We start from the raw sequence: 20327 nt of genomic DNA, 5'->3' as shown, positions 1-20327 counted from the left end.
GGCCCAGGCAATCCTCAGTACACGTCGCGCCGGTAACGCCCGGCCACGATCAGCGCTTCTTTGCCGTCGCGTCCCAGCGCCTGCTCGATCACCGCATCCACCGCCGGTGCCATGCCCTGCAGGCTGCCGCAGACCAGGATCGTGGCACCGTCGTGCACCCACTGCTGCAGCGTGTGGATCTGCGCCTGCAGCCGGTCCTGCACGTAGTGATGCTCACCACCGTCGCGACTGAACACCGTATCCAGCCGTGCGATCCAGCCGTCGCGCTGCCAGGCGCGCAGGTCGTCGCCGAAGAAGAAATCGTGCGCGGCCGTACGCTCGCCGAACAGCAGCCAGTTGCGGCGCGCGCCGGCGCTGATCCGCTCGCGCAGGTGCGCGCGCAGGCCGGCGATGCCGGTGCCGTTGCCGATCAGGATCAGCGGCGTTGCCGCCGCCACACCATGGAAGTTCGGGTTGCTGCGGAAGCGCAGATCAATGCGCCCATCGAGCGCAGCGTGATCGCACAGCCAGCCGCTGCCCAGGCCCGGCGTGCCATCGGGCCGCAGCTGGCGGCGCAGCAGCAGTTGCACCTGGCCTTCGGCGGGCAGGGTGGCGATGGAGTATTCCCGGTGCGGCAGGGGACGCAACGCGGCGACCACGGCATCTGGGTCGGCAAGCGCCGCCATCTCCTCAGCACCGGGCAGATGCGCGCGCGAAAGGTGCGCACGCAGCGTCTGCCCATCGATGAACGTGTCGCCCGCCCACGGCGTCTTGCGCAGCCAGGCTTCGACGTCCGCCGGTGCATGCTGCGGCCCGATCTCGACCACGTCGCCGGCCTGCCAGACCGGCAGGGTGCCATCGGCAGGCACCAGGGTGATCCGGTAGGTCGGTGCGCCCGGGCTGCCCGGATTTTCCAGATGCCGCGCCTGCAGTTGCCAGGGCAGATACTCGGCCGGCGTCCAGTCAGGCAGCTCGGTGGCTTCGCCGCCAAGCTGGCCGAGCAGCTGCTGCCAGTGGCGCAGCGCACCGGGATCGGCATTGTCCACTTCAACCGTATCGAACAGCGGGTGCGCACCACGCTGGCGCAGCCACGCGTCGAGCTGGTGGCCGAAGGCGCAGAAATGGCCATAGCTGCGATCGCCCAGGGCCAGCACGCCGTACTGCAGGTGGGGCAGTGCGGGCGCCTGCGGCATCACCTTGCGAAGGAAGGGCAGGGCATGATCCGGTGCATCGCCCTCGCCGGTGGTGCTGACCACGAACAGCACCTGCGCGCTGCGCTGCAAAAGCTCGGCCGTCACCGCATGCAGCGCACGGATGCGCACTGGCAGCCCGGCAGCGCGCAATGCCTCTGCGCTGCGGTCGCACAGCTGCTGTGCGAAGCCGGTCTGGCTGGCCCAGACCAGCAGGATCGGTGCGGGGCCGTTGTCGGCCACGCGCGCCTGCCGCGGTCGTCCACGCCACCAGATCAGGGTGCAGAACGCGGCATAGAGCACCAGGCTGGCCGCTGCCCAGCGCCAGTGCCCAGCCAACGGTGCGGCTGGCCACCAGGCGTCGCCCAGATGCAGGCGCAGCAGCGCCCAGGCAATGACGCCCAGCAGCACCATCACCATCAGGTTGCCCAGCCACGCACGCGATGGGCGCAGGCTCATGCCGCGCCCACGCGGTCGTAGGCAAGCAACTGCTCGAATGCAGGACTCATGGATTCCTCGCTACCGTGCGCGCCACGGCCGACAAAGCGTGCGGCCAGCGCATGGGTGCGCGCAAATGCCATGGCCTCGTCCCTGCCCATCACGGTCAGCGCCGTGGCCCAGGCGTCGGCCTGCATGGCGCTGTCGGCAACCACGGTGACGGCCGCCGCAGCGCGCGTGACCGGCGCACCGATGCGCGGATCCAGCGTGTGGCTGAACTGCTCGCCGCCCTGCTCGAAGTGGTGCCAGCGATCACCGGAGGTGGCGACTGCGCGGTCCGTCAGTGCCAGCACGCGCGGCGGATAGGTGGCCTGCGCGTCTTCCTCCGGTGCCGATTCCACCAGCACGCGCCACGGCTGGCCATCGGGCTTGTGACCAAACCCGTGCAGCTCGCCGCCGACCTCCACCAATGCGGCGTGTACCCCGTTCTGGCGCAGCCACGCGCTGACCTGATCGACACCAAAGCCCTTGGCGATCGCCGACAGATCCAGTGCCAGTCCGCCGGGTTGCAGCAGGCGACCGGGCTGCCACTGCAGGCGTTCCCAGCCACAGCGCGCGCGCGTTGCCGCCAGCGTGTCGGCATCGGGAATCCGCCGGGCCTGCGCCTGCGCCCCGAACCCCCACAGCGCCACCAGCGGGCCCACGGTGGGATCGAAGGCGCCGCCGCTGCGCTGCGCGATCTCCAGCGCACACTGCATCACCGTATCGAACAACGGCGGCAGCACCTGCCATTCACCGGCGGAGGCACGGTTGAAGCGCTCGATATCGCTGTCGACTTCCCACGTGCTCATCTGCGCCACGATGGCATCGAGCTGCGCCTGGATGCCGGCATGCAACGGGTGCAGGTCGCGGGTGCGCGCCACGGCCAGTTTTACCTGCCAGGTGGTGCCCATGGTGTGGCCACCGAGGTGGGCGATGTCGAAATCCGGATTGGTCATGGGGGTGGGCAGGTCGGGCCTTGGTAAGCCCGATGGCCGGAATGCGTCGGGTGAAAAGCCCCCGTCAGGTCGGCGGGGGCGGGTGGGGAGGACGGCGCGCGCACGGCACGCCGGATGCCGTTACTCCGGCAGCACTTCCAGCGTGGCCACGTAGCTCAGGCGACGCTTCTTGGCTTCCTTGATCGAGGTCTTGCTGTCCTCGGTGCCGGTTTCCAGCCAGTACATGCCCGCTTCCGGCCAGGTGACGGCGAACTCGCCCTTGGCATCGGTACTGACCTTGATCTCTTCCTGTGCGTTGCGGTAACGGGTGCCGCCGCGGGTGATCTCGAATTCAAGGCCGGCGGTCGGCTTGCCATCGACCAGCACGCGGAAACTTGCGGCCTCACCGGCGACCAGATCGTTCGGATGCGCCAGCGCGATCATCTCGATGCCCTGGTTGGTCGGCTTCAGCGCGGTGTCGTTGGGGGTACCGTTGGTGACGAAGGTTTCCACGCGACCGACCGACTGCGAGACCTGCAGGTTCCTCGCGTTTTTCGGGACTTCGGTGGCGAAGGTGGCCGGGGTGCCGCGCCAGCGCTTGGGCTTGCCGTCTTCTTCCCAGCTGGCCGACAGGCCGTTGTTGATTGTGGCCAGGCGGTAGGTGCCCTGCTGGGTCAGCTCGACATCGAACACGCTGCGGAACTTGCCGGTCGCCGCGTTCTGCGGCTGCACGGTGCTGCCGTCGGGCGCGGTGATGACCAGGTTGTCCAGGCGCAGCGGCACGTGGTTGAAGTAGAACAGGTCGTTGGAGACCGCCGCATCGACGGTGATCCACGGGTTGGTGCCCGCGATCACGGTCTGCGAGGGCTGCAGCCAGGCCTTGTGGGCCAGGGCGGAGAACGGAAGTGCGGCGGCCATGGCGGCGGCGAGGACGAGCGTGCGCTTCATCGAAAAACTCCAGGTGGATGGGGTATCAGGGCTTGGCGGACAGGGTGACCAGACCGAGTTCGGTCGCGCCCTGGGCCTTGCCCGTCTGTGCGGCCGTGACCGGCCAGGTGAAGGGGATCTTGAGCAGTTCGCGGCCGCCGACTTCGCGCACCGCTTCCACCACGAGGGTGTAGTTGCCCGGGGCGAGTGCCTTGAGCGCCGGCTGCTTGTCGTTGAACGACAGCGCATGCTTGCCGACCGGGCGGGTCGGACCGGTCACGCCGTCCACCGGCACCTCCAGCGTGCGGCCGCTCTTGCGCCACCACTGGCGCAGGTCGGGCAGCCACTTGGTGCCATGGCCCTCGCTGTTGCCGGTCTGCTGGTACCAGACCGACAGGTTGGCGGCGACCTTCTGGTCGGCGCCTTCCAGCCACACGGCCACATAGGGGCGGTGGTATTCGGCCACGTTGAGCTTGGGCACCTCGACATTGATGTCCAGGGTGGTGGCATAGGCCGGCGAGGTGGCCAGCAGGCCGCTCAGGGCGATGGTCAGGGTGACGCGCATGGTGCGGCTCCGGAAGGGGACGGTCAGTGGATGAGGATCAGGGCGATCAGCAGCGGGATCAGCAGGCCCAGGCCGACCAGCGGCCAGGTCATGCGGCGCTGGCGGGCATGCAGGTGCAGCAGGAACAGGCCGGTGATGCAGAACACCAGGCAGGCCACGGCGAAGATATCCAGGAACCAGCCCCAGGCAGGCCCGGCATTGCGCCCTTTGTGCAGATCGTTGAAATAGGAGACCCAGCCGCGGGCGGTGGATTCGTACTCCACGGCGCCCGTTTCACGGTCGATGCTCAGCCATGCGTCCGCGCCTGGGCTGGGCATGGAGAGATAGATTTCGCCATCGGACCATTCGGCCGGGCGACGCCCGATCGAGATGCCGAGCTGTGCATCCAGCCAGCGGCTGGCCACGCGGGGGATCGGTGCCTTGCCATCGGCGCGGTCGCCCAGCTTGCCGAGCAGGTCGGCAGGCAGTTCCAGCTGACGGCTGACCACCTCCGGCGTGGCTTCGATCCGGGAGGCGTGGTTCAAGGTGATGCCGGTCGCGGCGAACAGCAGCATGCCGATCAGGCACACCGCCGAGCTGATCCAGTGCCACTGGTGCAGCGTGCGCAGCCAGAAGCCGCGGCGTTGTTGTTGCACGCTGGAAGAGGGAGCGCTGGTGGCCACGGTCGCAGGAGAGAGTACTGAGGGGCGAATTACACCATTGATGAGAATGATTCGCAATTTGTAGACAAAGAAGGCAGCGGTCCCTTGCCGGACCGCTGCCCGAGGTCAAGACCGGGCGCGGCGTCACCACGGACGCCGCACCGGTGTGCCTCAGAACTTGGCGTTCAACGAGATCCAGTAACTGCGGCGCTGGTCCTTGGTGGAATAGTCATCCACGCAGTTGTATTCGCTGTCGCTGATCAGCACGCAGGACTGCGACACGAAGTCCTTGTCGAACAGGTTGTTGACCCGCGCGTTGACGGTCAGCCAGTTGTTGATGTCCCAGCTGCCGCCGAGGTGGAAGATCGTGTAGTCCTCGTAATAGCGGGTCTGCGAGCTGCTGACGCCGCCGACGTTGCTGACCAGCGTGTCGCGGTAGCGGTCGTAGCGGCCTTCGCCGATCAGCGACAGGCTCACCGCGTCGCTGATCTGCCAGTTCAGGCTGGCATTGGCCATGTGTCTGGCCGGGTTGCCGGTGATTGGCAGGCCCTTGCCGATGCCGCTGGTCTGCTCGCTCTTGGTCCAGGTGTAGTTGCCGCGCAGCTGCAGGTTGTCCAGCAGATCGACCTGGGCCGCCGCCTCGACGCCACGGGTTTCGGCCTTGTCGATGTTCACGCTCTGCCCGAAGGTGCTGTAGCCCAGCTCGGCCCAGCCCGGGCCGATGTCCACGCAGTAGCTGCCATCGTTGGGGGCCACTTCGCAGTTGGCGAAGGTGCCGCCGCTGGCGATCTTGTCATCGAACTTGTTGAGGAAGCCGGTGACGTTGAAGCCCCAGCGATCGCCTTCGTAGTACGCGGCGATTTCGTAGTTGGTGCTGGTCTCCGGCTTCAGGTTGGGCGAGCCGACCAGCGGGGTCACGCCCTGGCCACCGAAGCCGACGATGCCGGGGAACAACTGGTCCGGGCGCGGTGTCTTGTAGCCGGTGCTGACGCCGCCCTTGAGGGTCCAGGCATCGTTGGCGTTCCACACCAGGTAAGCGCGCGGGCTGACGTGGCTGCCGAAGATGTTGTGGTCGTCATAGCGCACGCCGACCGTCGCGGTCAGGCTGTCGGTCAGCGACCAGTTGTCCTCGGCGAACAGCGCCCACATGCGGTGCTGCTGCTTCACGTTGTCTTTGTAACCGGCCCCATCCATGCCGAACACGCCGTCGACCATGTCGGTGTCGTTGTACTGGCCGCCCACGGTCAGCTTGTGCGCACCGAAGGTGAGGTCGAGCATCGTGTCCAGCACGTTGCCCTTCAGCTCCATGGTGCGCAGCGGGCGTGGCAGGAAGGCCTGCAGGCGCGCCATCTCGGCCGGGTTGAGCGCGCCCAGTCCGTTGCGTGCACCGGCAGCGCAGTTGGCGGCGGCGCCGGTGCGGCGGCAGACATCGTTCCACAGCGTCTGCAGATCGGCGCGTTCGTCCAGCGTCAGCGGCAGCGAGCGGCCGAGGTTGTTGCTGGTGATGTGGGTCAGGGTGGTCTGCCAGGTGCCGAATTCATAGCGGCCCTGATGGGTCAGCGCCAGCTGGTCGCGCTCGTAACGCTGGTAGGCGGTGTAGCCCACGCGCGGCTGCACCACCCGGCGGGTGACGTTGCCGGGGCCGTTCGGGTTGGGGATCGTGGCATTGCCCACGCGCCACAGGCTGGCCAGGCTGTCCAGGGTGCCGGTCTGGCCTTCACTGTTGTCGTACTTCTGGCGCGACACGTCGTAATCCAGCCACAGCTCGTGGTCGTCATTGACGATGAAGTTCAGGCGCATGCCCGCGTTCCAGTTCGTGTTGGCCACCGCCTTGCCACCGGCACCGAAGCCGATGCTGCGCGACCACATCGTGCCGTCCGGCAGCGGCAGGTCATCCCATTCCGGGTTGGAGGCCTTGGCGTCGTAATAGCTGCCGCGCACTGACACGCCCAGACGGTCCTTGACCAGCGGGCCGCTGAGGTAGACATCGGTGCTGCGCGCGTCACCGAACTGGTCGTCCTGCTGCACCGTGAAGCCCTGGGTGACCGCGCCATGCCACTCGGCCTGGTTGCGGCGGGTGATGATGTTGATCACCCCGCCCATGGCATCGGAACCATACAGCGTGGACATCGGGCCGCGCACCACTTCGATGCGTTCGATCGCATCCAGCGGCGGCATGTACGAGAACTGGCCACCGCCGAAGTTGTTCGGGTACAGGTTGCCGGCGTTGCTCTGGCGGCGACCGTCGATCAGCACCAGGGTGTAGTCCGAGGGCATGCCGCGCATGGAGATGGTGGCGCGGCCGTTCTTGTCGGTCGGTTCCATGCCCACGTCGATGCCTTCCACGTCGCGCAGCGCATCCACCAGGCTGGTGTAGGGGCGCTTGCTCAACTCTTCGCGGCTGATCACGCTGATGCTGGCCGGGGCATCGGCGATCTTCTGTTCGAAGCCGGCGGCGGTGACCACTACCTTGTCCAGCGTGGTCGGAGCGGCGGCGTCGCCGTGGGCGAAGGCCGGGGCGCTCAGCGCACCGAGCAGGGCGAGGGACAGCGTGCAGCGGGACAGGGACGTGCGACGACGATGGCGCTGGGCCATGGGGGCAACCTCGGAAAGGAGAGAACGGACGCGACGTGGCAGGCCGCAGGGCGGCAGCACGCGCAGGAATCAGGAACGCCCGGGGCGGGCGGAACGCGCAGAACCGGAGGCGGGCACGGTGGCGCCGCCGAAGGTCGGAATCAGCCCTGCGGTGGGGCTTGGCCGCGCTGGATGCGCAGGCCGGGTGCGGCAGGCAGCGGCGTGGCCGGTGCCGAGTCAATGGCCGGTACGACCCGCGGCGGCTGTGCCACCAGTGTGGCCATCAGCGAATCCAGCGATTCCACGACCGGCGGCAACGCGGGCGGCAGCGGCGGCGTCGCGGCAGGGTGCGCGCTGGCGACCCGGCGCGGCTTGGCCGGGGCTTCTTCCTGTGCGGTCTCACCACCGCCGGCCGGGTGCTCGCCCATTGGCATCTGCAGGACCATCACAGTGCTGCCCGGGGCGGTCCGTTCCAGCACGGGCAGGCCGGCCAGCAGCAGCGACAGCAGGCCAAGCCATGCCAGCACGCTCGACAACGCCTGCTGCCGCCCGCGCATGGCGGGAGCAAAGCTGCGGTGGCGGTGTGGATGGCGCAAGGCGGGCCCCTGTGAATGGCCAGTCGATCAGCCGACCAGCAACGCGGCGGGATTGTAGGTGAGATTCGTTAGCGGACGCAAATGAGAATGATTAATGATTTCGGTCCCTGCGCGTCCGGAGCGCAGGAATCAGCTGACCAGCGCCCGGATCGCGGGATGCGGAGAGGCCGCCAAGGTGGGGCGCACGTGAGCCAGAAACGACGGGCTCCCGTGTGCAAGTGCGCGACGCAGCCAGTCCGCCGCACCGTCGATATCACCGGCGGCGAGCAACAGGGAGGCATGGCTGGCCTGCCCGCGGAAGTCGCCGGCCTCGGCCGAACGCAGGTACCAGGCCGGTGCCGCACGCGGATCGGCCGGTACACCGATGCCGTCTTCCAGACAGCGGCCGACCAGGTTCATCGATTTGGCATGGCCCAGCCGTGCCGCGCGCAGGTACAGCGCGAATGCGGCGGCGTCATCGCGCGGCACGCCGCGGCCGGTGCCGAGCAGGTTGGCCAGGTTGTACAGGCCCCAGTCCAACTCGGCATCCGCTGCCTTGCCGTACCAGACCGCGGCCAGTGCCAGGTTGATCGGCGTCCCGGTGCCGAGTTCGTGGCAGCGGCCGAGCATGTTCATGGCGAGGGGCAGACCACCGTTGGCGGCGCGCTCGAACCAGAGCACGGCCGCCGCCGCATCGGGCGCGATCCCGCGCCCTTCCATCCGGGCCTGCCCGAGCAGGAACTGCGCCTGTGGGTCGCCGCGCTGCGCGGTCGCTTCCAGCGTGGCGAGCGCGGCGGCCGGATCGTGCTGCAGCTGGTCGGCCAGTGCTGCCACGTTGAACGCGGGCAGGGCCGCCTCAGACATCGGCCCACTGCCGCAGCAGGTTGTGATACACGCCGGTGAGATTCACCAGCGCAGGGTGTTCGGGGTGGTCATGGGTGAGGCGGCGGATCGAGACATCCAGGTCCCACATCAGGCGCCGCTGGCCGTCATCACGCAGCATGCTCTGGATCCAGAAGAACGAGGCCAGCCGCGTGCCGGCGGTGACGGGGGTGACCTGGTGCAGGCTGGTGCCCGGGTACAGCACCATGTGGCCCGCCGGCAGTTTCACCCGCTGGTTGCCGTAGGTGTCTTCGATCACCAGCTCGCCACCCTCGTACTCATCCGGGTCGCTCAGGAACAACGTGGCCGACAGGTCGGTGCGCACCGGCTGCGGCTGGCCGGGGGCGGTGTAGTCGTAGCGCACGGCGTTGTCCACATGGAACCCGAAGGTCTGCCCCGGCTGATAGCAGTTGAACAGCGGCGGGAAAATGCGACGCGGCAACGCGGCCGAGAAGAAGGTGCTGTTGCGGCCGAGTGCATCGAGGATGGCCGAGCCGACCGCACGCGCGGCCGGATCGGACTCGGGCAACTGCAGGTTGTGCTTGGCCTGCGCGGACTGGTAACCCGCGGTCAGGCGGCCGTCGGTCCAGCCGGCCGTGGCCAGCTGCTGGCGGGCTTGGGTGACCTGCTCGGCGGTGAGGACGTCGGGAATGTGCAGCAGCATGGTGGGCTCCAGCCCCTCCCGCACGAGCGCGCGGGAGGGGGCGTATCGCTTAGAACTTGAAATTGAAGGCCAACGTGGCCGAGCGGCCCGGCGCGATGGCGGCGTAATGCGAAGCGTACGCCTTGGTGAAGTAGGTTTTGTTGGTCAGGTTCTGCACGTTCAACTGCAGGCTGTAGCGCTCGCTGAAGGCGTAGCCGACCATCGCATCCCAACGGGTATAGGATGGCACCCACTTGGTGTTGTTGACGTTGCCGTAGACCTTGTCCACGTAGTTGGCACCGGCGCCCAGGCTCAGGCCCGGCACGAACGACGGCGCCCACGTGGTCCACAGGCTGGCGCTGTGCTTGGCGGTGTTGGGGAATGCGTTGCCGTTGAACGGCGATGGCACGTAGACCCCGTTGACCAGCGCAAAGCCGTTGTCCTCGACCACGGCATCCAGGTAGGTGTAGCCACCGAAGACCTGCCACCCCTCCACGATCGTGCCGCTGAAGCCGAGTTCGGCGCCCTTGACCTTCTTGGTGCCGGCGTTCTGCGTGGTGCCCGCATCGCTGGTCACGCGCGCGTTGCTCATCTCGGTCTGGAAGATCGCACCGGTCAGCGACAGGCGGGCATCGAACAGATCCCACTTGGTGCCCAGCTCGATGTTGCGGCTGCGCTGCGGCTTGAGGTCCTGGATGGTCGCGCTGATGCCGTCGGCGCCATCACCGCCGTCCACGCCGACCGGGGTGGAGGAGGTGCCCCAGGACAGGTAGATGCTGCCGTTGGCGACCGGCTTGAACACCAGGCCGGCCTGGCCGTTCCAGAACGAGGTGTCGTTGCGCAGGTGCTGCAGGTTGGCCGCGGCCGTCGGGTTGAACTGATGCGTGTTGTAGTCGTCGAAGCGCGCGCCCAGGTTCAGCATCCACTGCTCGCTGAAGCTGATCGTGTCGAACACATAGGCCGACTTGGTGCGGGTGGTCTGACGCACGTCGCGGGCCGGGTCGCTGCGGGTGACGGTATGCGTGGCCGACCACGGATCGTTCGGGTTGGGGTGGGTGAGGTCGGTGCAGTTGTAGCCGGTGGCCGCGCCGGTGGTCGGGCAGCTCTGGTTGCCGGTCAGCGGGTTGTTGGTGCCTGCGGTGGTCTGGCCATTGGGGCGGCGCACGTCGGCGATCGCGTAGGTGCCGCGCACGGTCTTTTCGCTGCTGTATTCCACGCCGGCGTTGAAACTGTGGCGCAGCGGGCCGGTCTCCAGCTCACCGGTAACGCTGGTCTGGTTGACGAAGCTGTCGGTCTGCGTGGCGCGCGCGTTGGTGCGGCGCCAGACGGTGCCGAACAGGTTCGGATTGCCCTTGCTGTCGTCCGGCTGGGTCCACAGGTAATCGTTGCTGGTGTCCCCGTAGCGGGTGATGTTGCGCAGGACGATGCCGCCGAAATCATGCGACAGGTTCAAGGTGGTGATGTCCGCCTTGGTCTTCTGGAAATCGCGGTCGACCAGGCCGTAGAACGCGTCGCGGTTGGTCACGATCGGGCTGCCGTCGCCATTGAGCGCCAGGTTGGGGCCGCTGGTGAACGGGTTGTTGTACGGGAAGCCGCCGGCATCGGGCAGGTCGTCGGTTTCCATGTGGTAGTGGCTGATCACCGCCTGGGTCGGGCCGTTCAGACCGAACGCCAGCGACGGCGCGATGCCCCAGCGGCTGCTGTTCACTTCATCGCGTCCGGCCACGTCGGCCTCGTGCTTCATGACGTTCACGCGGGCGGCGATGCCGTCGCCGATCACCTGGTTGGCATCGAGCGTGCCGCGGTAGTAGCTGTCCGTGCCGGCGGCCAGGGTGCCGGCCACGAAGTTCTCCAGCTTGGGCGTCTTGCTGACCAGGCTGATGGTGCCGCCGGCTGAACCGCGGCCGGAGTAGGCCGAGCTCGGGCCTTTGACCACGTCGATCTGCTCGATGGCGAACACTTCACGGGTCTGGCTGCCGGCGTCGCGGATGCCATCGACGTAGATGTCCGAGGCCGAATCGAAGCCGCGGATGAAGGGACGGTCACCGGTCGGGTTGCCGCCTTCGCCGGCGCCGAAGGTGATGCCCGGCACGGTGCGCAGTGCATCGAGCAGGGTGGTGGCGGCGGTCTGTTCGATCACCTGCTGGGAGATCACGCTGACCGACTTGGGCGTATCCAGCAGCGGCGCGGTGAATTTGGACGATTGCGCACGCACGCGCTCGCCGTGGACGTCGACGCCATCCAGTTCGGTGGCGCGCTGCGGATCGGCAGCGTCGGCCTCGGCATGGGCGATGGCGGGGGCGGCGATGGCCAGCAGCAGGGCGGACGACAACGGAGTCGGGCGGACGGTCATGGTGATTCCTGGCAGGACGGACGAAGGCCGGACAGCGTGTGGCGGTCACGGCGGAGCGGAGGCAGGTGGGGAAAACGGGCAGACGGCCGACGGCGGCGCGATGGCGCGGGCGTGCGCGGGCAGCGACGCGCAGCGTCGCCGCCGGAATCAGGCGTGGGGCGGGGCGTGGCCGGGGTTGAGCCGCAGCGAAGGTTCCAGCCGCTGCCAGCGCAGCGCGTCGGACGGCCACAGCGGGACGACGGCGATCCAGGGCGTGCGGCGCAGCTGGGGCAGTACTGCCGGCGGGCTGGGCTCGGGGTCGGCACCGGTCTCCGCCGCCAGGGTCGGCTCGGCAGGAAGCTCCGGTGCAGGTGTGGATGGCGCCGATGCCTGGCGCGCGCTGTCGGCGCCCAGCAGGCCGGCGGTGTGCGCCGCCGCCGGCGCCGGCCCGGCGTTACCGGCGCCGCCGGCCGTCAGCAAGCCGCAGGCCAGCAGCACCACGCAGAACGTGGCCCACAGGGCGGCGAGACCAAGGGCGGAGCGGTTGGCGGACACGGCTTACCGGGCAGAAGCGGCCGGGTGGCCGCAATGCCTATGGTAATAGGAACAATTCGCGTTTTCAAAACGCCCGCGTTCAGGCCGGCTCAGTCGCGGTCGTCGCGGGCCCAGACGGCGTCGTGTTCCCGCTTGACCGGGAACTTCGCTACCGGCGAATAGGCCGGCGCGCAGAGGGCAGCGCCGTCACGCACGTCGAAACGGGCCCCGTGCAGGACGCACTCGATGCTGCCCTCGCCGGTATCGAAGGTGCCCGAGGACAGCTCGAACTCATCGTGGGTGCACTGGTCTTCGAGTGCGTACAGTTCCCCGTCCAGGTTGAACACCACGATCGGCGTCCCGGTCACTTCGTCGAAGGTGCTCTTCATCTCGCCGGGCAGCAGCTCGGCGCTGGCGCAGACGAAGGTCCAGGTCTCGCTCATGCCGGCACCGCCAGCGGCTTTTCCAGGATCTCGAAGCGCAGATCGTCGCGCTTGGGGATGCCGAAACGCTCATCCCCATACGGGAAGGGCTTCTTGATGCCGGTGCGCTGGTAGCCGCGGCGCTCGTAGAAGGCGATCAGCTCGTCGCGGACGTCGATCACCGTCATCTGCATGACCGGCACGCCCCACTCGCGCGCCGCGTGGGCCTCGGCGGCCAGCATCAGCTGCTTGCCGATGCCGCCGCCCTGCTGGGACGGGTCGACCGAGAACATGCCGAAGTAGCCCTTGCCGTGGTCATCGGCCACGTGCGCGCAGGCCAGCAGCTGGCCATCGCGCTCGGCCAGCAGGATGGTCGAGCGTGGCTTGGCGAGGTCGGCCTGCAGGCCGTCGGCATCGATGCGGGCGCCGTCCAGCAGGTCGGCCTCGGTGGTCCAGCCGGCCCGGCTGGCATCGCCACGGTAGGCGGAGGTGACCAGGGCGATCAGGGCGGGGATGTCGGCGGCAGTGGCCGCGCGGAAGGTCAGGGTGCTCATGGCGCCATTTTAGGCCCGCAGGGGGCGCTACGGAAATGTGCGGGGCGCGCCATGAAAAACGCCGTGGCAGGCCACGGCGTTCGAGTGGGGCGCAGTCTGGCGCGGGCTCAGCCCAGCAGCTTGCGCACCTTGTTGAGCGCCACGATGAAGCGCTCGATTTCCTCATGCGTGTTGTAGAACGCCAGCGAGGCACGGCAGGTGGCGGCGACGCCGTAGTACTGCAGCAGCGGGTGCGCGCAGTGCTGGCCCGAGCGGACCGCGACGCCTTCCAGGTCGAGCAGGGTGGCCAGATCGTGCGAGTGCGCGCCGTCCACCAGGAAGGAGACCACCGCCGCCTTGTCCGGCGTGGTGCCGAAGATGCGCAGGCCGTCGATCCTGTTCAGCTCTTCGGTAAAGTGCGCCAGCAGCTCGCCTTCGCGGGCTTCCACGTGCTCCAGGCCCAGCGACTCGAGGTAATCCACCGCCACGCCCAGGCCGATGAAGCCGGCGATGTTCGGGGTACCGGCTTCGAACTTGTGCGGGGCGTCGTTGAACACGGTGCCTTCGAAGCTCACTTCCTTGATCATCTCGCCCCCGCCGAGGAACGGCGGCATGGCATCAAGGTGTTCGCGCCTGGCCCACAGGGCGCCGGTGCCGGTCGGGCCGCACATCTTGTGGCCGGTGATGGCATAGAAGTCGCAGCCGATCGCGGGGATGTCGACCTTGCGGTGCGGCACGGCCTGCGAGCCGTCCACCACGGTGACGATGCCGCGCTTGCGGGCCTCGCGGCAGATTTCGCGGACCGGGTTGACCGTGCCCAGCACGTTGGAGACATGGGCGACGGCGAGCAGCTTGACCTCGGGGGTCATCGCCGCGCGCAGCGCGTCCAGGTCCAATGCGCCCTCCGGGGTGATCTCGGCCACGCGGATCGTCGCGCCCGTGCGCTGGGCGACCAGCTGCCACGGCACGATGTTGGCATGGTGCTCCATGCGCGAGACGAGGATGACATCACCGGCCTTGAGCCGCGGCAACGCCCACGAATACGCGACCATATTGATCGCGATGGTGGTGCCACTGCACAGCACCAGCTCGCTGGCACGGACGTTGAGAAAACGCGCCAGCTTGTTGCGTGCGCCCTCGTAGGCATCGGTTGCCTCAGTGCCGAGCGCATGCACCGCGCGGCTGACGTTGGCGTTGTAGCGGCGGTAGAACTCGTCCACCGCGCCGATCACCTGCACCGGCTTCTGGCCGGTGTTGGCGTTGTCGAAGTACACCAGCGGCTTGCCGTGCACTTCGCGCATCAACAGCGGGAAGTCCAGGCGCACGCGATCCCAGTCGGGCGCGGTGCCGGTATCGGCGGCCGGGCGCGGCGTGGACAGGTTCATGCCACGCCCGCCACGGCCAGCGCACGGCTGAGCTGGGCGGTGAGCTGCTCGGTCAGGCGTGCGTCGAGGACGTTCAACGGTTCATGGCAGAACGCGGCGCTCAGCAGTTGCTGCGCGCGATCGGCCGGCAAGCCGCGCGAGCGCAGGTAGAACAGCGCGTTCGCGTCGAGCTGGCCAACCGTGGCGCCATGTGCCGCCTTTACTTCGTCGGCATCGATCACCAGCGTGGGCTGGGTATCGATCTCGGCATCGGCCGACAGCAGCAGGTTCTTGTTGGAGAGGTTGGCGTCGGTGCCATCGGCGCCTTCGCGGATGTGGATGCCGCCGTGGAAGACCACGCGGCTGCGGTTGGCGGCGACGCCACGCCAGACCATTTCCGAGGCGGTATCGCGCGCGATGTGCTCGATGCCCAGGCGCGTATCGACATGGCGGCGGCCATTGCCGAGCAGCACACCGTTGGCGGTGAGCTGGGCGTTGTCGCCTTCCAGGCGGACGTTGAGCTCATGGCGGCTCAGCGCCGCGCCCAGCTCCAGGTCCACGCGGCGGTACTGCGCGTTGCGGGCCAGCACGGCGTCGGTGCGCAGCAGCGAGGTGGCGCGGGTGGCATCGGCCTGCACGCGGGCGTGCGAGAGCACGGCATCCTGCGCGAGGTGGACGTGCACCAGGGTGTTGTCCAGGTGCGCGGCATCACCGACATGCAGGTGATGCTCGACCACGCCCAGCGCGGCACCGCTGCGCAGTTCGATCAGGTGGCGATGGTGCCAGGACAGATCGGTCTCGCCGGCCACGCTGATGAAGACCAGCTGCAGCGGCGCCTCGACCTGCACGCCTTCTTCCACGCGCAGCAGCACGCCTTCATCGGCGAGTGCAGCGTTGAGACGGGCGAATACTTCCTCGCTGCGCTCGAAGCGACGGCCAAGGAAACGGGCGGCTTCATCGCCGGCGGCCAGCGCCGAGGACAGCGTGGCCAGCTGCACACCGGCCGGCACCGCAGCGACATCGCTGAGCGCGCCGGAGGGGCGGCCATTGACGAACACCAGCCGCGGCGACGGGATGTCGGCCAGCAGGGCGGCATCGACCACGGCCGGGGCGAGCGGGGCGGGCTGGAAGCTGCGACGCTCCAGCTGGCGCAGCGACGTGTATTTCCAGGCTTCGGTACGCGGGCCGGGCAGACCGGCCTGTAGCGCGGCATCCAGCTCGGCGCGACGTGCATCGCTGCCGCAGAAGCCGCTGGCGAGGGAATCGAGCAGGGCGCTCATCAGACCGCTGCCTCCGGCACCACGCGGTCCTTCAGGAAGTGGTAGCCATGGGCTTCCAGTTCCAGGGCCAGTTCCGGGCCGCCGCTCTGCACGATCCTGCCATCGGCCAGCACGTGCACCACGTCCGGCTTGATGTAGTCGAGCAGGCGCTGGTAATGGGTGATCACGATGAAGGAACGGTCCGGCGAACGCAGCGCGTTGACGCCGTCGGCCACGCTCTTGAGCGCATCGATGTCCAGGCCGGAGTCGGTTTCATCCAGGATCGCCAGCTTCGGCTCGAGCACGGCCAGCTGGAAGATCTCGTTGCGCTTCTTCTCGCCACCGGAGAAGCCTTCGTTGACGCCGCGGTGCAGCAGTTCGTCCTTCAGGTGCAGCACGGCCAGCTTCTGGCGCACCAGCTTGAGGAACTGCATCGAATCCAGTTCTTGCTCGCCGCGCGCCTTGCGCTGGGCGTTGAGCGCGGCGCGCAGGAAGTAGGTGTTGTTCACGCCCGGGATTTCCACCGGGTACTGGAAGGCCAGGAACAGGCCGGCGGCGGCGCGTTCTTCCGGCGCCAGCTCGAGCAGGTCACGGCCTTCGAACTGCACGCTGCCTTCGCTCACGTCATAGCCGTCGCGGCCGGCCAGGACATTGCCCAGGGTGGACTTGCCGGCGCCGTTGGGGCCCATGATGGCGTGCACCTGGCCGGGCTTCACGTCGAGCGAGAGGCCCTTGAGAATCTCTTTTTCGCCGATGCGTGCGTGGAGGTTGTCGATCTTCAACATGTCGATAATCGTCTTGTCAGATAGGGGAACTGGAGGCAGCGCGACTCAGAGGTCGTATTCGCTGCGCTCGAGGAATTCTTTGCGCAGGTAATCGGTGCGGGTTTGAGTCAATGCAGTCTTGGCCCCGGAATAGAGCATCGGGTACATCGAGCCGTACAGCATGCGCGGGTCTTCATCCTTGCCAACCGGGTACTGCGCTTCCAGATCGGCATCGCGCAGCTGCACCCACAGGCGCTGGGCGGCTTTGAGGTTGGCCAGCGCCACCGGTGCATCGGCCAGCTTGCCCACCACCTGCCGATACACCGCGTTCAACGCGGCGTCGGCTTCTTCGAACCCTTCGTTGGCGCACTCATTCATCTGCATCTGCGTGCTCAGGTCATCGCAGGCCGATTCGGCAGACGCCGGCGCCGCAGCCCCAAGCAGCAGGGCCAAGGTCAGCACACTCTTCATCCGACCGAGCCTTCCAGGCTGACTTCCAGCAGCTTCTTGGCTTCCACCGCGAACTCCATCGGCAGCTCGCGGAAGACCTGCTTGCAGAAGCCGTCGACGATCATCGAGACCGCGTTTTCCTGGTCGATGCCGCGGGCGCGGCAATAGAACAGCTGGTCGTCGGAGATCTTGGAGGTGGTCGCCTCGTGCTCGACCGTCGCGCTGGGGTTCTTCACCTCGATGTAGGGGAAGGTATGCGCGCCGGACTTCTTGCCGATCAGCAGCGAGTCGCACTGGGTGTAGTTGCGCGCGCCTTCGGCGCCGCGATCGACCTTGACCAGGCCACGATAGGTGTTCTGGCCGTGGCCGGCGCTGATGCCCTTGCTGACGATCTTGCTCTTGGTGCGCTTGCCGATGTGGATCATCTTGGTGCCGGTGTCGGCCTGCTGACGATGGTGGGTCAGCGCGACGGAGTGGAACTCGCCGACCGAATCATCGCCCAGCAGCACGCACGACGGGTACTTCCAGGTGATCGCCGAGCCGGTCTCGACCTGGGTCCAGGTGACCTTGCTGCGCGCACCACGGCACTCGGCACGCTTGGTGACGAAGTTGTAGATGCCGCCCACGCCGTTCTCGTCGCCCGGGTACCAGTTCTGCACCGTGGAGTACTTGATCTCGGCATCTTCCAGCGCGACCAGCTCGACCACTGCGGCGTGCAGCTGGTTCTCATCGCGCATCGGCGCGGTGCAGCCTTCCAGGTAGGACACGTACGCCTTGTCTTCGCAGATGATCAGCGTGCGCTCGAACTGGCCGGTGTGGCCGGCGTTGATGCGGAAGTAGGTGCTCAGCTCCATCGGGCAACGCACGCCCTTGGGGATGAACACGAAGCTGCCATCGGAGAACACCGCCGAGTTGAGTGCGGCGAAGTAGTTGTCGCCGACCGGCACCACGGTGCCCAGGTACTGTTTGACCAGCGCCGGGTGCTCCTTGATCGCTTCGGACATGGAGCAGAAGATCACGCCCTTCTCGGCCAGTTCCTTGCGGAACGTGGTGCCGACGGAGACCGAATCGAACACCGCATCCACGGCCACGCCGGCCAGCTTGGCGCGCTCATGCAGCGGCACGCCGAGCTTGTCGTAGGTATCCAGCAGTTCCTTGGGCACGTCGTCCAGCGAGGCGTACTTCGGGCCCTTCGGCGCGGAGTAATAGCTCAGCGCCTGCAGGTCGATCTGTGCGATCTGCAGCTTGGCCCAGTCCGGCATCGGCATGCTCAGGAAGTGGCGGTAGGCGTCCAGGCGCCACTGCGTCATCCACTCCGGCTCGTCCTTCTTGGCCGACAGGGCACGGATGGTGTCCTCGTCCAGGCCGGGGGGCAACGAGTCCGATTCGATGTCCGTGATGAAGCCGGCCGAATACTTGCGGCCGAGCTGCTCATGGATCTCGCGGTTGGGGGTATCGCCGGTGGCGACGGTATCGAGGGTATCGGTGGCCATGGGGGCTGCCTGATCAGGAGACGACATCCGCCGCGATCGCGCGGCGGTGGGCGTCAACAAGGGGAAGAGGGGGCAGGATCTGCGCCAGGGTGACCGCGCGCAGCGCTTCGGACACCACGTCGTTGATCATCCGCCAGCTGCTGCGGGCGCCGCATTGCAGCTCGCGGCCGCACTGGCTGTGGTCGTGGGCGCATTCGGTCAGGCCCAGCGGCCCTTCCATGGCTTCCACGATCTCGAACAGCGTGATCTGGTCCGCCGCGCGGGTCAGCCGGTAGCCGCCGCGCACGCCGCGCAGGCCTTCCACCAGCCCGGCCTGGGCGAGTGGCTTGAGCAGCTTGCTGACGGTCGGCGGTTCCAGACGGGCGAACTCGGCCAGTTCGGTCGCACTGAGCACCTCGCCCGGGCGGGCGGCGAGTACGGTCAGCACGACGGTGGCGTAATCGGTAAGCTTGGTGACGCGGAGCATGGTGGGGGCAGAACCATAAAGCGGACTGAAATTGTACGCTTTTCTCCGCCGGCATCCAACCCGCCTGTTCAGGCGCCCGCAGGGCGGCCTTTGAGGCGTATTGAACCGCATCGCTTTGGCAATCACAAAGATTAAGCGAGAATCGGGGCTTCCCACCGCAACGGTCAGCCAGATGCCCAAGAAGATCCAGGCCCGCAAGTCCACCATCCATGGCAATGGCGTGTTCGCGCTGGCGCCGATCAAGAAAGGTGAGCGGGTCATCCAGTACAAGGGTCTGCTGCGCAGCCACGCCGACGTGGATGCCGACGACACCGGGGATGTGGAGAGTGGTCATACCTTCCTGTTCACCCTCAATGACGACTACGTCATCGATGCGAACTACAAGGGCAATGATGCGCGCTGGCTCAACCACAGCTGCGAGCCCAACTGCGAAGCGGTGATCGAGGAAGCCGAGGGCGACAACCGCCGCGAGGACAAGGTCTTCATCGAGGCGATCAAGGATATCCAGCCGGGCGACGAGCTGACCTACAACTACGGCATCACCCTGGCCGAGCGTCACACCGCGCGCCTGAAGAAGATCTGGGAATGCCGCTGCGGCTCTAAAAAGTGCACCGGCACGATGCTCCAGCCCAAGCGCTGACCGCGCCGGCGGTCACCGGCCACGTGCGCCGGTGACTGCGCCGACACGCTGTGCACATCCTGGTCACCGTCGCCCAATGCATGCCTGGCCACACTGAAGGCTCCTACTTACTGGAGCCGCTCAATGGCACATGCACTCAACGGCAAGCACATCGCGATCCTCGCTACCGATGGTTTCGAACAGTCCGAGCTGCAGGAACCCAAGCGACTGCTGGAGTCCTGGGGCGCCTCGGTGAAGGTGATCGCCCCCGGTGACGCCAGTCAGATCCGCGGCTGGAAAGACAAGGACTGGGGCGAGAACGTGAAGGTCGATGCCCCCTTGAAGGGCGCCAAGGCCGACGACTACGACGCGCTGGTCCTCCCCGGCGGCGTGATCAATCCCGACAAGCTGCGCATCGATACCGACGCGGTGGCCCTGATCAAGGCCTTCGGCGCCGCGGGCAAGCCGGTTGCTGCGATCTGCCACGGGCCGTGGCTGCTGGTCGAGTCCGGCCTGGCCAAGGGCCGCAAGGTGACCTCGTGGCCGTCGCTGGAAACCGATCTGGGCAATGCCGGTGCCGAGTGGACCGATGCCGAGGTGGTGGTGGATGGTGGCCTGATCACCAGCCGCAAGCCGGGTGACATCCCGGCGTTCGCCGATGCCGTGGCCAAGGCGCTGGCCGCTTGATGGATGCAGGCAC

General features: G+C 67.5%; 21 protein-coding genes. 2 read left to right on the top strand and 19 right to left on the bottom strand.

Annotated features, from left to right (window positions below; all coding sequences use genetic code 11):
• Positions 1 to 14: 14 nt before the first annotated feature.
• From PV764_RS08640 to PV764_RS08550, 19 genes are all read right to left on the bottom strand, one after another.
• The gene (locus tag PV764_RS08640) at positions 15 to 1628 is read right to left on the bottom strand and encodes a sulfite reductase subunit alpha (RefSeq protein ID WP_421116485.1); all 1614 of its coding nucleotides are present in this window, start codon (positions 1626 to 1628) and stop codon (positions 15 to 17) included.
• Positions 1625 to 2605, bottom strand: coding sequence for an FAD:protein FMN transferase (locus tag PV764_RS08635; protein WP_421116484.1), 981 nt, complete (start codon positions 2603 to 2605; stop codon positions 1625 to 1627). The genes PV764_RS08640 and PV764_RS08635 overlap by 4 nt, the downstream gene beginning before the upstream one ends.
• Positions 2606 to 2725: 120 nt before the next feature.
• Positions 2726 to 3532 (bottom strand): DUF4198 domain-containing protein, encoded by an 807-nt coding sequence (locus tag PV764_RS08630; protein ID WP_421116483.1) that lies wholly within the window; start codon positions 3530 to 3532, stop codon positions 2726 to 2728.
• 25 nt (positions 3533 to 3557) lie between these two features.
• Positions 3558 to 4076: a DUF2271 domain-containing protein gene (locus tag PV764_RS08625; protein WP_102789113.1), complete on the bottom strand. Its 519-nt coding sequence runs from the start codon at positions 4074 to 4076 to the stop codon at positions 3558 to 3560.
• Between the two features lie 23 nt (positions 4077 to 4099).
• The gene (locus tag PV764_RS08620; RefSeq protein WP_421116482.1) at positions 4100 to 4738 is read right to left on the bottom strand and encodes a PepSY-associated TM helix domain-containing protein; all 639 of its coding nucleotides are present in this window, start codon (positions 4736 to 4738) and stop codon (positions 4100 to 4102) included.
• Between the two features lie 150 nt (positions 4739 to 4888).
• Complete coding sequence (locus tag PV764_RS08615) at positions 4889 to 7312, bottom strand: TonB-dependent receptor domain-containing protein (RefSeq protein ID WP_421116481.1); 2424 nt, start codon at positions 7310 to 7312, stop codon at positions 4889 to 4891.
• A gap of 140 nt (positions 7313 to 7452) precedes the next feature.
• The gene (locus PV764_RS08610; protein WP_421116480.1) at positions 7453 to 7887 is read right to left on the bottom strand and encodes a hypothetical protein; all 435 of its coding nucleotides are present in this window, start codon (positions 7885 to 7887) and stop codon (positions 7453 to 7455) included.
• A gap of 129 nt (positions 7888 to 8016) precedes the next feature.
• Entirely contained in the window at positions 8017 to 8730 is a 714-nt protein-coding gene (locus PV764_RS08605; RefSeq protein ID WP_421116479.1) for a tetratricopeptide repeat protein, read from the bottom strand.
• Complete coding sequence (locus PV764_RS08600; protein WP_019185662.1) at positions 8723 to 9412, bottom strand: Fe2+-dependent dioxygenase; 690 nt, start codon at positions 9410 to 9412, stop codon at positions 8723 to 8725. Before PV764_RS08600 ends, PV764_RS08605 begins: the two co-directional genes overlap by 8 nt.
• A 49-nt stretch (positions 9413 to 9461) precedes the next feature.
• Positions 9462 to 11744, bottom strand: coding sequence for a TonB-dependent receptor (locus PV764_RS08595; RefSeq protein ID WP_421116478.1), 2283 nt, complete (start codon positions 11742 to 11744; stop codon positions 9462 to 9464).
• Positions 11745 to 11891: 147 nt separating this feature from the next.
• Entirely contained in the window at positions 11892 to 12278 is a 387-nt protein-coding gene (locus tag PV764_RS08590; RefSeq protein ID WP_421116477.1) for a hypothetical protein, read from the bottom strand.
• 89 nt (positions 12279 to 12367) lie between these two features.
• Complete coding sequence (locus PV764_RS08585; RefSeq protein ID WP_019185665.1) at positions 12368 to 12700, bottom strand: non-heme iron oxygenase ferredoxin subunit; 333 nt, start codon at positions 12698 to 12700, stop codon at positions 12368 to 12370.
• Entirely contained in the window at positions 12697 to 13233 is a 537-nt protein-coding gene (locus PV764_RS08580; RefSeq protein WP_019185666.1) for a GNAT family N-acetyltransferase, read from the bottom strand. The genes PV764_RS08585 and PV764_RS08580 overlap by 4 nt, the downstream gene beginning before the upstream one ends.
• Before the next feature lie 107 nt (positions 13234 to 13340).
• Positions 13341 to 14597 carry a cysteine desulfurase gene (locus tag PV764_RS08575; RefSeq protein ID WP_421116476.1) on the bottom strand — a complete coding sequence of 419 codons (1257 nt, stop codon included), beginning with the start codon at positions 14595 to 14597 and terminating at the stop codon, positions 13341 to 13343.
• Positions 14594 to 15856, bottom strand: a complete 1263-nt coding sequence (gene sufD, locus PV764_RS08570) for a Fe-S cluster assembly protein SufD (protein WP_019185668.1) — start codon at positions 15854 to 15856, stop codon at positions 14594 to 14596. The genes PV764_RS08575 and sufD overlap by 4 nt, the downstream gene beginning before the upstream one ends.
• On the bottom strand, positions 15856 to 16620 hold the full coding sequence (sufC, locus tag PV764_RS08565) for a Fe-S cluster assembly ATPase SufC (protein ID WP_399621863.1): 765 nt from the start codon (positions 16618 to 16620) through the stop codon (positions 15856 to 15858). Before sufC ends, sufD begins: the two co-directional genes overlap by 1 nt.
• Before the next feature lie 45 nt (positions 16621 to 16665).
• Complete coding sequence (locus PV764_RS08560) at positions 16666 to 17070, bottom strand: lysozyme inhibitor LprI family protein (protein ID WP_019185670.1); 405 nt, start codon at positions 17068 to 17070, stop codon at positions 16666 to 16668.
• Positions 17067 to 18542, bottom strand: coding sequence for a Fe-S cluster assembly protein SufB (gene sufB, locus PV764_RS08555; protein ID WP_421116475.1), 1476 nt, complete (start codon positions 18540 to 18542; stop codon positions 17067 to 17069). The genes PV764_RS08560 and sufB overlap by 4 nt, the downstream gene beginning before the upstream one ends.
• Before the next feature lie 13 nt (positions 18543 to 18555).
• Complete coding sequence (locus PV764_RS08550; RefSeq protein WP_026070170.1) at positions 18556 to 19008, bottom strand: SUF system Fe-S cluster assembly regulator; 453 nt, start codon at positions 19006 to 19008, stop codon at positions 18556 to 18558.
• Positions 19009 to 19180: 172 nt separating this feature from the next.
• On the opposite strand from PV764_RS08550, the gene PV764_RS08545 reads away from it, so the two are divergent.
• On the top strand, positions 19181 to 19648 hold the full coding sequence (locus tag PV764_RS08545) for an SET domain-containing protein (protein WP_019185673.1): 468 nt from the start codon (positions 19181 to 19183) through the stop codon (positions 19646 to 19648).
• A gap of 123 nt (positions 19649 to 19771) precedes the next feature.
• On the top strand, positions 19772 to 20314 hold the full coding sequence (locus PV764_RS08540; protein WP_421116474.1) for a type 1 glutamine amidotransferase domain-containing protein: 543 nt from the start codon (positions 19772 to 19774) through the stop codon (positions 20312 to 20314).
• Positions 20315 to 20327 lie beyond the last annotated feature (13 nt).

The organism is Stenotrophomonas sp. AS1 (assembly GCF_048957655.1).
Taxonomy (GTDB): domain Bacteria; phylum Pseudomonadota; class Gammaproteobacteria; order Xanthomonadales; family Xanthomonadaceae; genus Stenotrophomonas; species Stenotrophomonas bentonitica_A.
Note: the sequence above shows the minus strand (reverse complement) of the source record. Positions and strands in the feature narration are given on the sequence as shown.

Excerpts from the sequence above, each read along its gene's own strand:
- PV764_RS08640 (WP_421116485.1), bottom strand. The coding sequence starts at position 1,628 with ATGAGCCTGCGCCCATCGCGTGCGTGGCTGGGCAACCTGATGGTGATG.
- PV764_RS08635 (WP_421116484.1), bottom strand. The coding sequence starts at position 2,605 with ATGACCAATCCGGATTTCGACATCGCCCACCTCGGTGGCCACACCATG.
- PV764_RS08630 (WP_421116483.1), bottom strand. The coding sequence starts at position 3,532 with ATGAAGCGCACGCTCGTCCTCGCCGCCGCCATGGCCGCCGCACTTCCG.
- PV764_RS08625 (WP_102789113.1), bottom strand. The coding sequence starts at position 4,076 with ATGCGCGTCACCCTGACCATCGCCCTGAGCGGCCTGCTGGCCACCTCG.
- PV764_RS08615 (WP_421116481.1), bottom strand. The coding sequence starts at position 7,312 with ATGGCCCAGCGCCATCGTCGTCGCACGTCCCTGTCCCGCTGCACGCTG.
- PV764_RS08605 (WP_421116479.1), bottom strand. The coding sequence starts at position 8,730 with ATGTCTGAGGCGGCCCTGCCCGCGTTCAACGTGGCAGCACTGGCCGAC.
- PV764_RS08600 (WP_019185662.1), bottom strand. The coding sequence starts at position 9,412 with ATGCTGCTGCACATTCCCGACGTCCTCACCGCCGAGCAGGTCACCCAA.
- PV764_RS08595 (WP_421116478.1), bottom strand. The coding sequence starts at position 11,744 with ATGACCGTCCGCCCGACTCCGTTGTCGTCCGCCCTGCTGCTGGCCATC.
- PV764_RS08585 (WP_019185665.1), bottom strand. The coding sequence starts at position 12,700 with ATGAGCGAGACCTGGACCTTCGTCTGCGCCAGCGCCGAGCTGCTGCCC.
- PV764_RS08580 (WP_019185666.1), bottom strand. The coding sequence starts at position 13,233 with ATGAGCACCCTGACCTTCCGCGCGGCCACTGCCGCCGACATCCCCGCC.
- PV764_RS08575 (WP_421116476.1), bottom strand. The coding sequence starts at position 14,597 with ATGAACCTGTCCACGCCGCGCCCGGCCGCCGATACCGGCACCGCGCCC.
- sufD (WP_019185668.1), bottom strand. The coding sequence starts at position 15,856 with ATGAGCGCCCTGCTCGATTCCCTCGCCAGCGGCTTCTGCGGCAGCGAT.
- sufC (WP_399621863.1), bottom strand. The coding sequence starts at position 16,620 with ATGTTGAAGATCGACAACCTCCACGCACGCATCGGCGAAAAAGAGATT.
- PV764_RS08560 (WP_019185670.1), bottom strand. The coding sequence starts at position 17,070 with ATGAAGAGTGTGCTGACCTTGGCCCTGCTGCTTGGGGCTGCGGCGCCG.
- sufB (WP_421116475.1), bottom strand. The coding sequence starts at position 18,542 with ATGGCCACCGATACCCTCGATACCGTCGCCACCGGCGATACCCCCAAC.
- PV764_RS08550 (WP_026070170.1), bottom strand. The coding sequence starts at position 19,008 with ATGCTCCGCGTCACCAAGCTTACCGATTACGCCACCGTCGTGCTGACC.
- PV764_RS08545 (WP_019185673.1), top strand. The coding sequence starts at position 19,181 with ATGCCCAAGAAGATCCAGGCCCGCAAGTCCACCATCCATGGCAATGGC.
- PV764_RS08540 (WP_421116474.1), top strand. The coding sequence starts at position 19,772 with ATGGCACATGCACTCAACGGCAAGCACATCGCGATCCTCGCTACCGAT.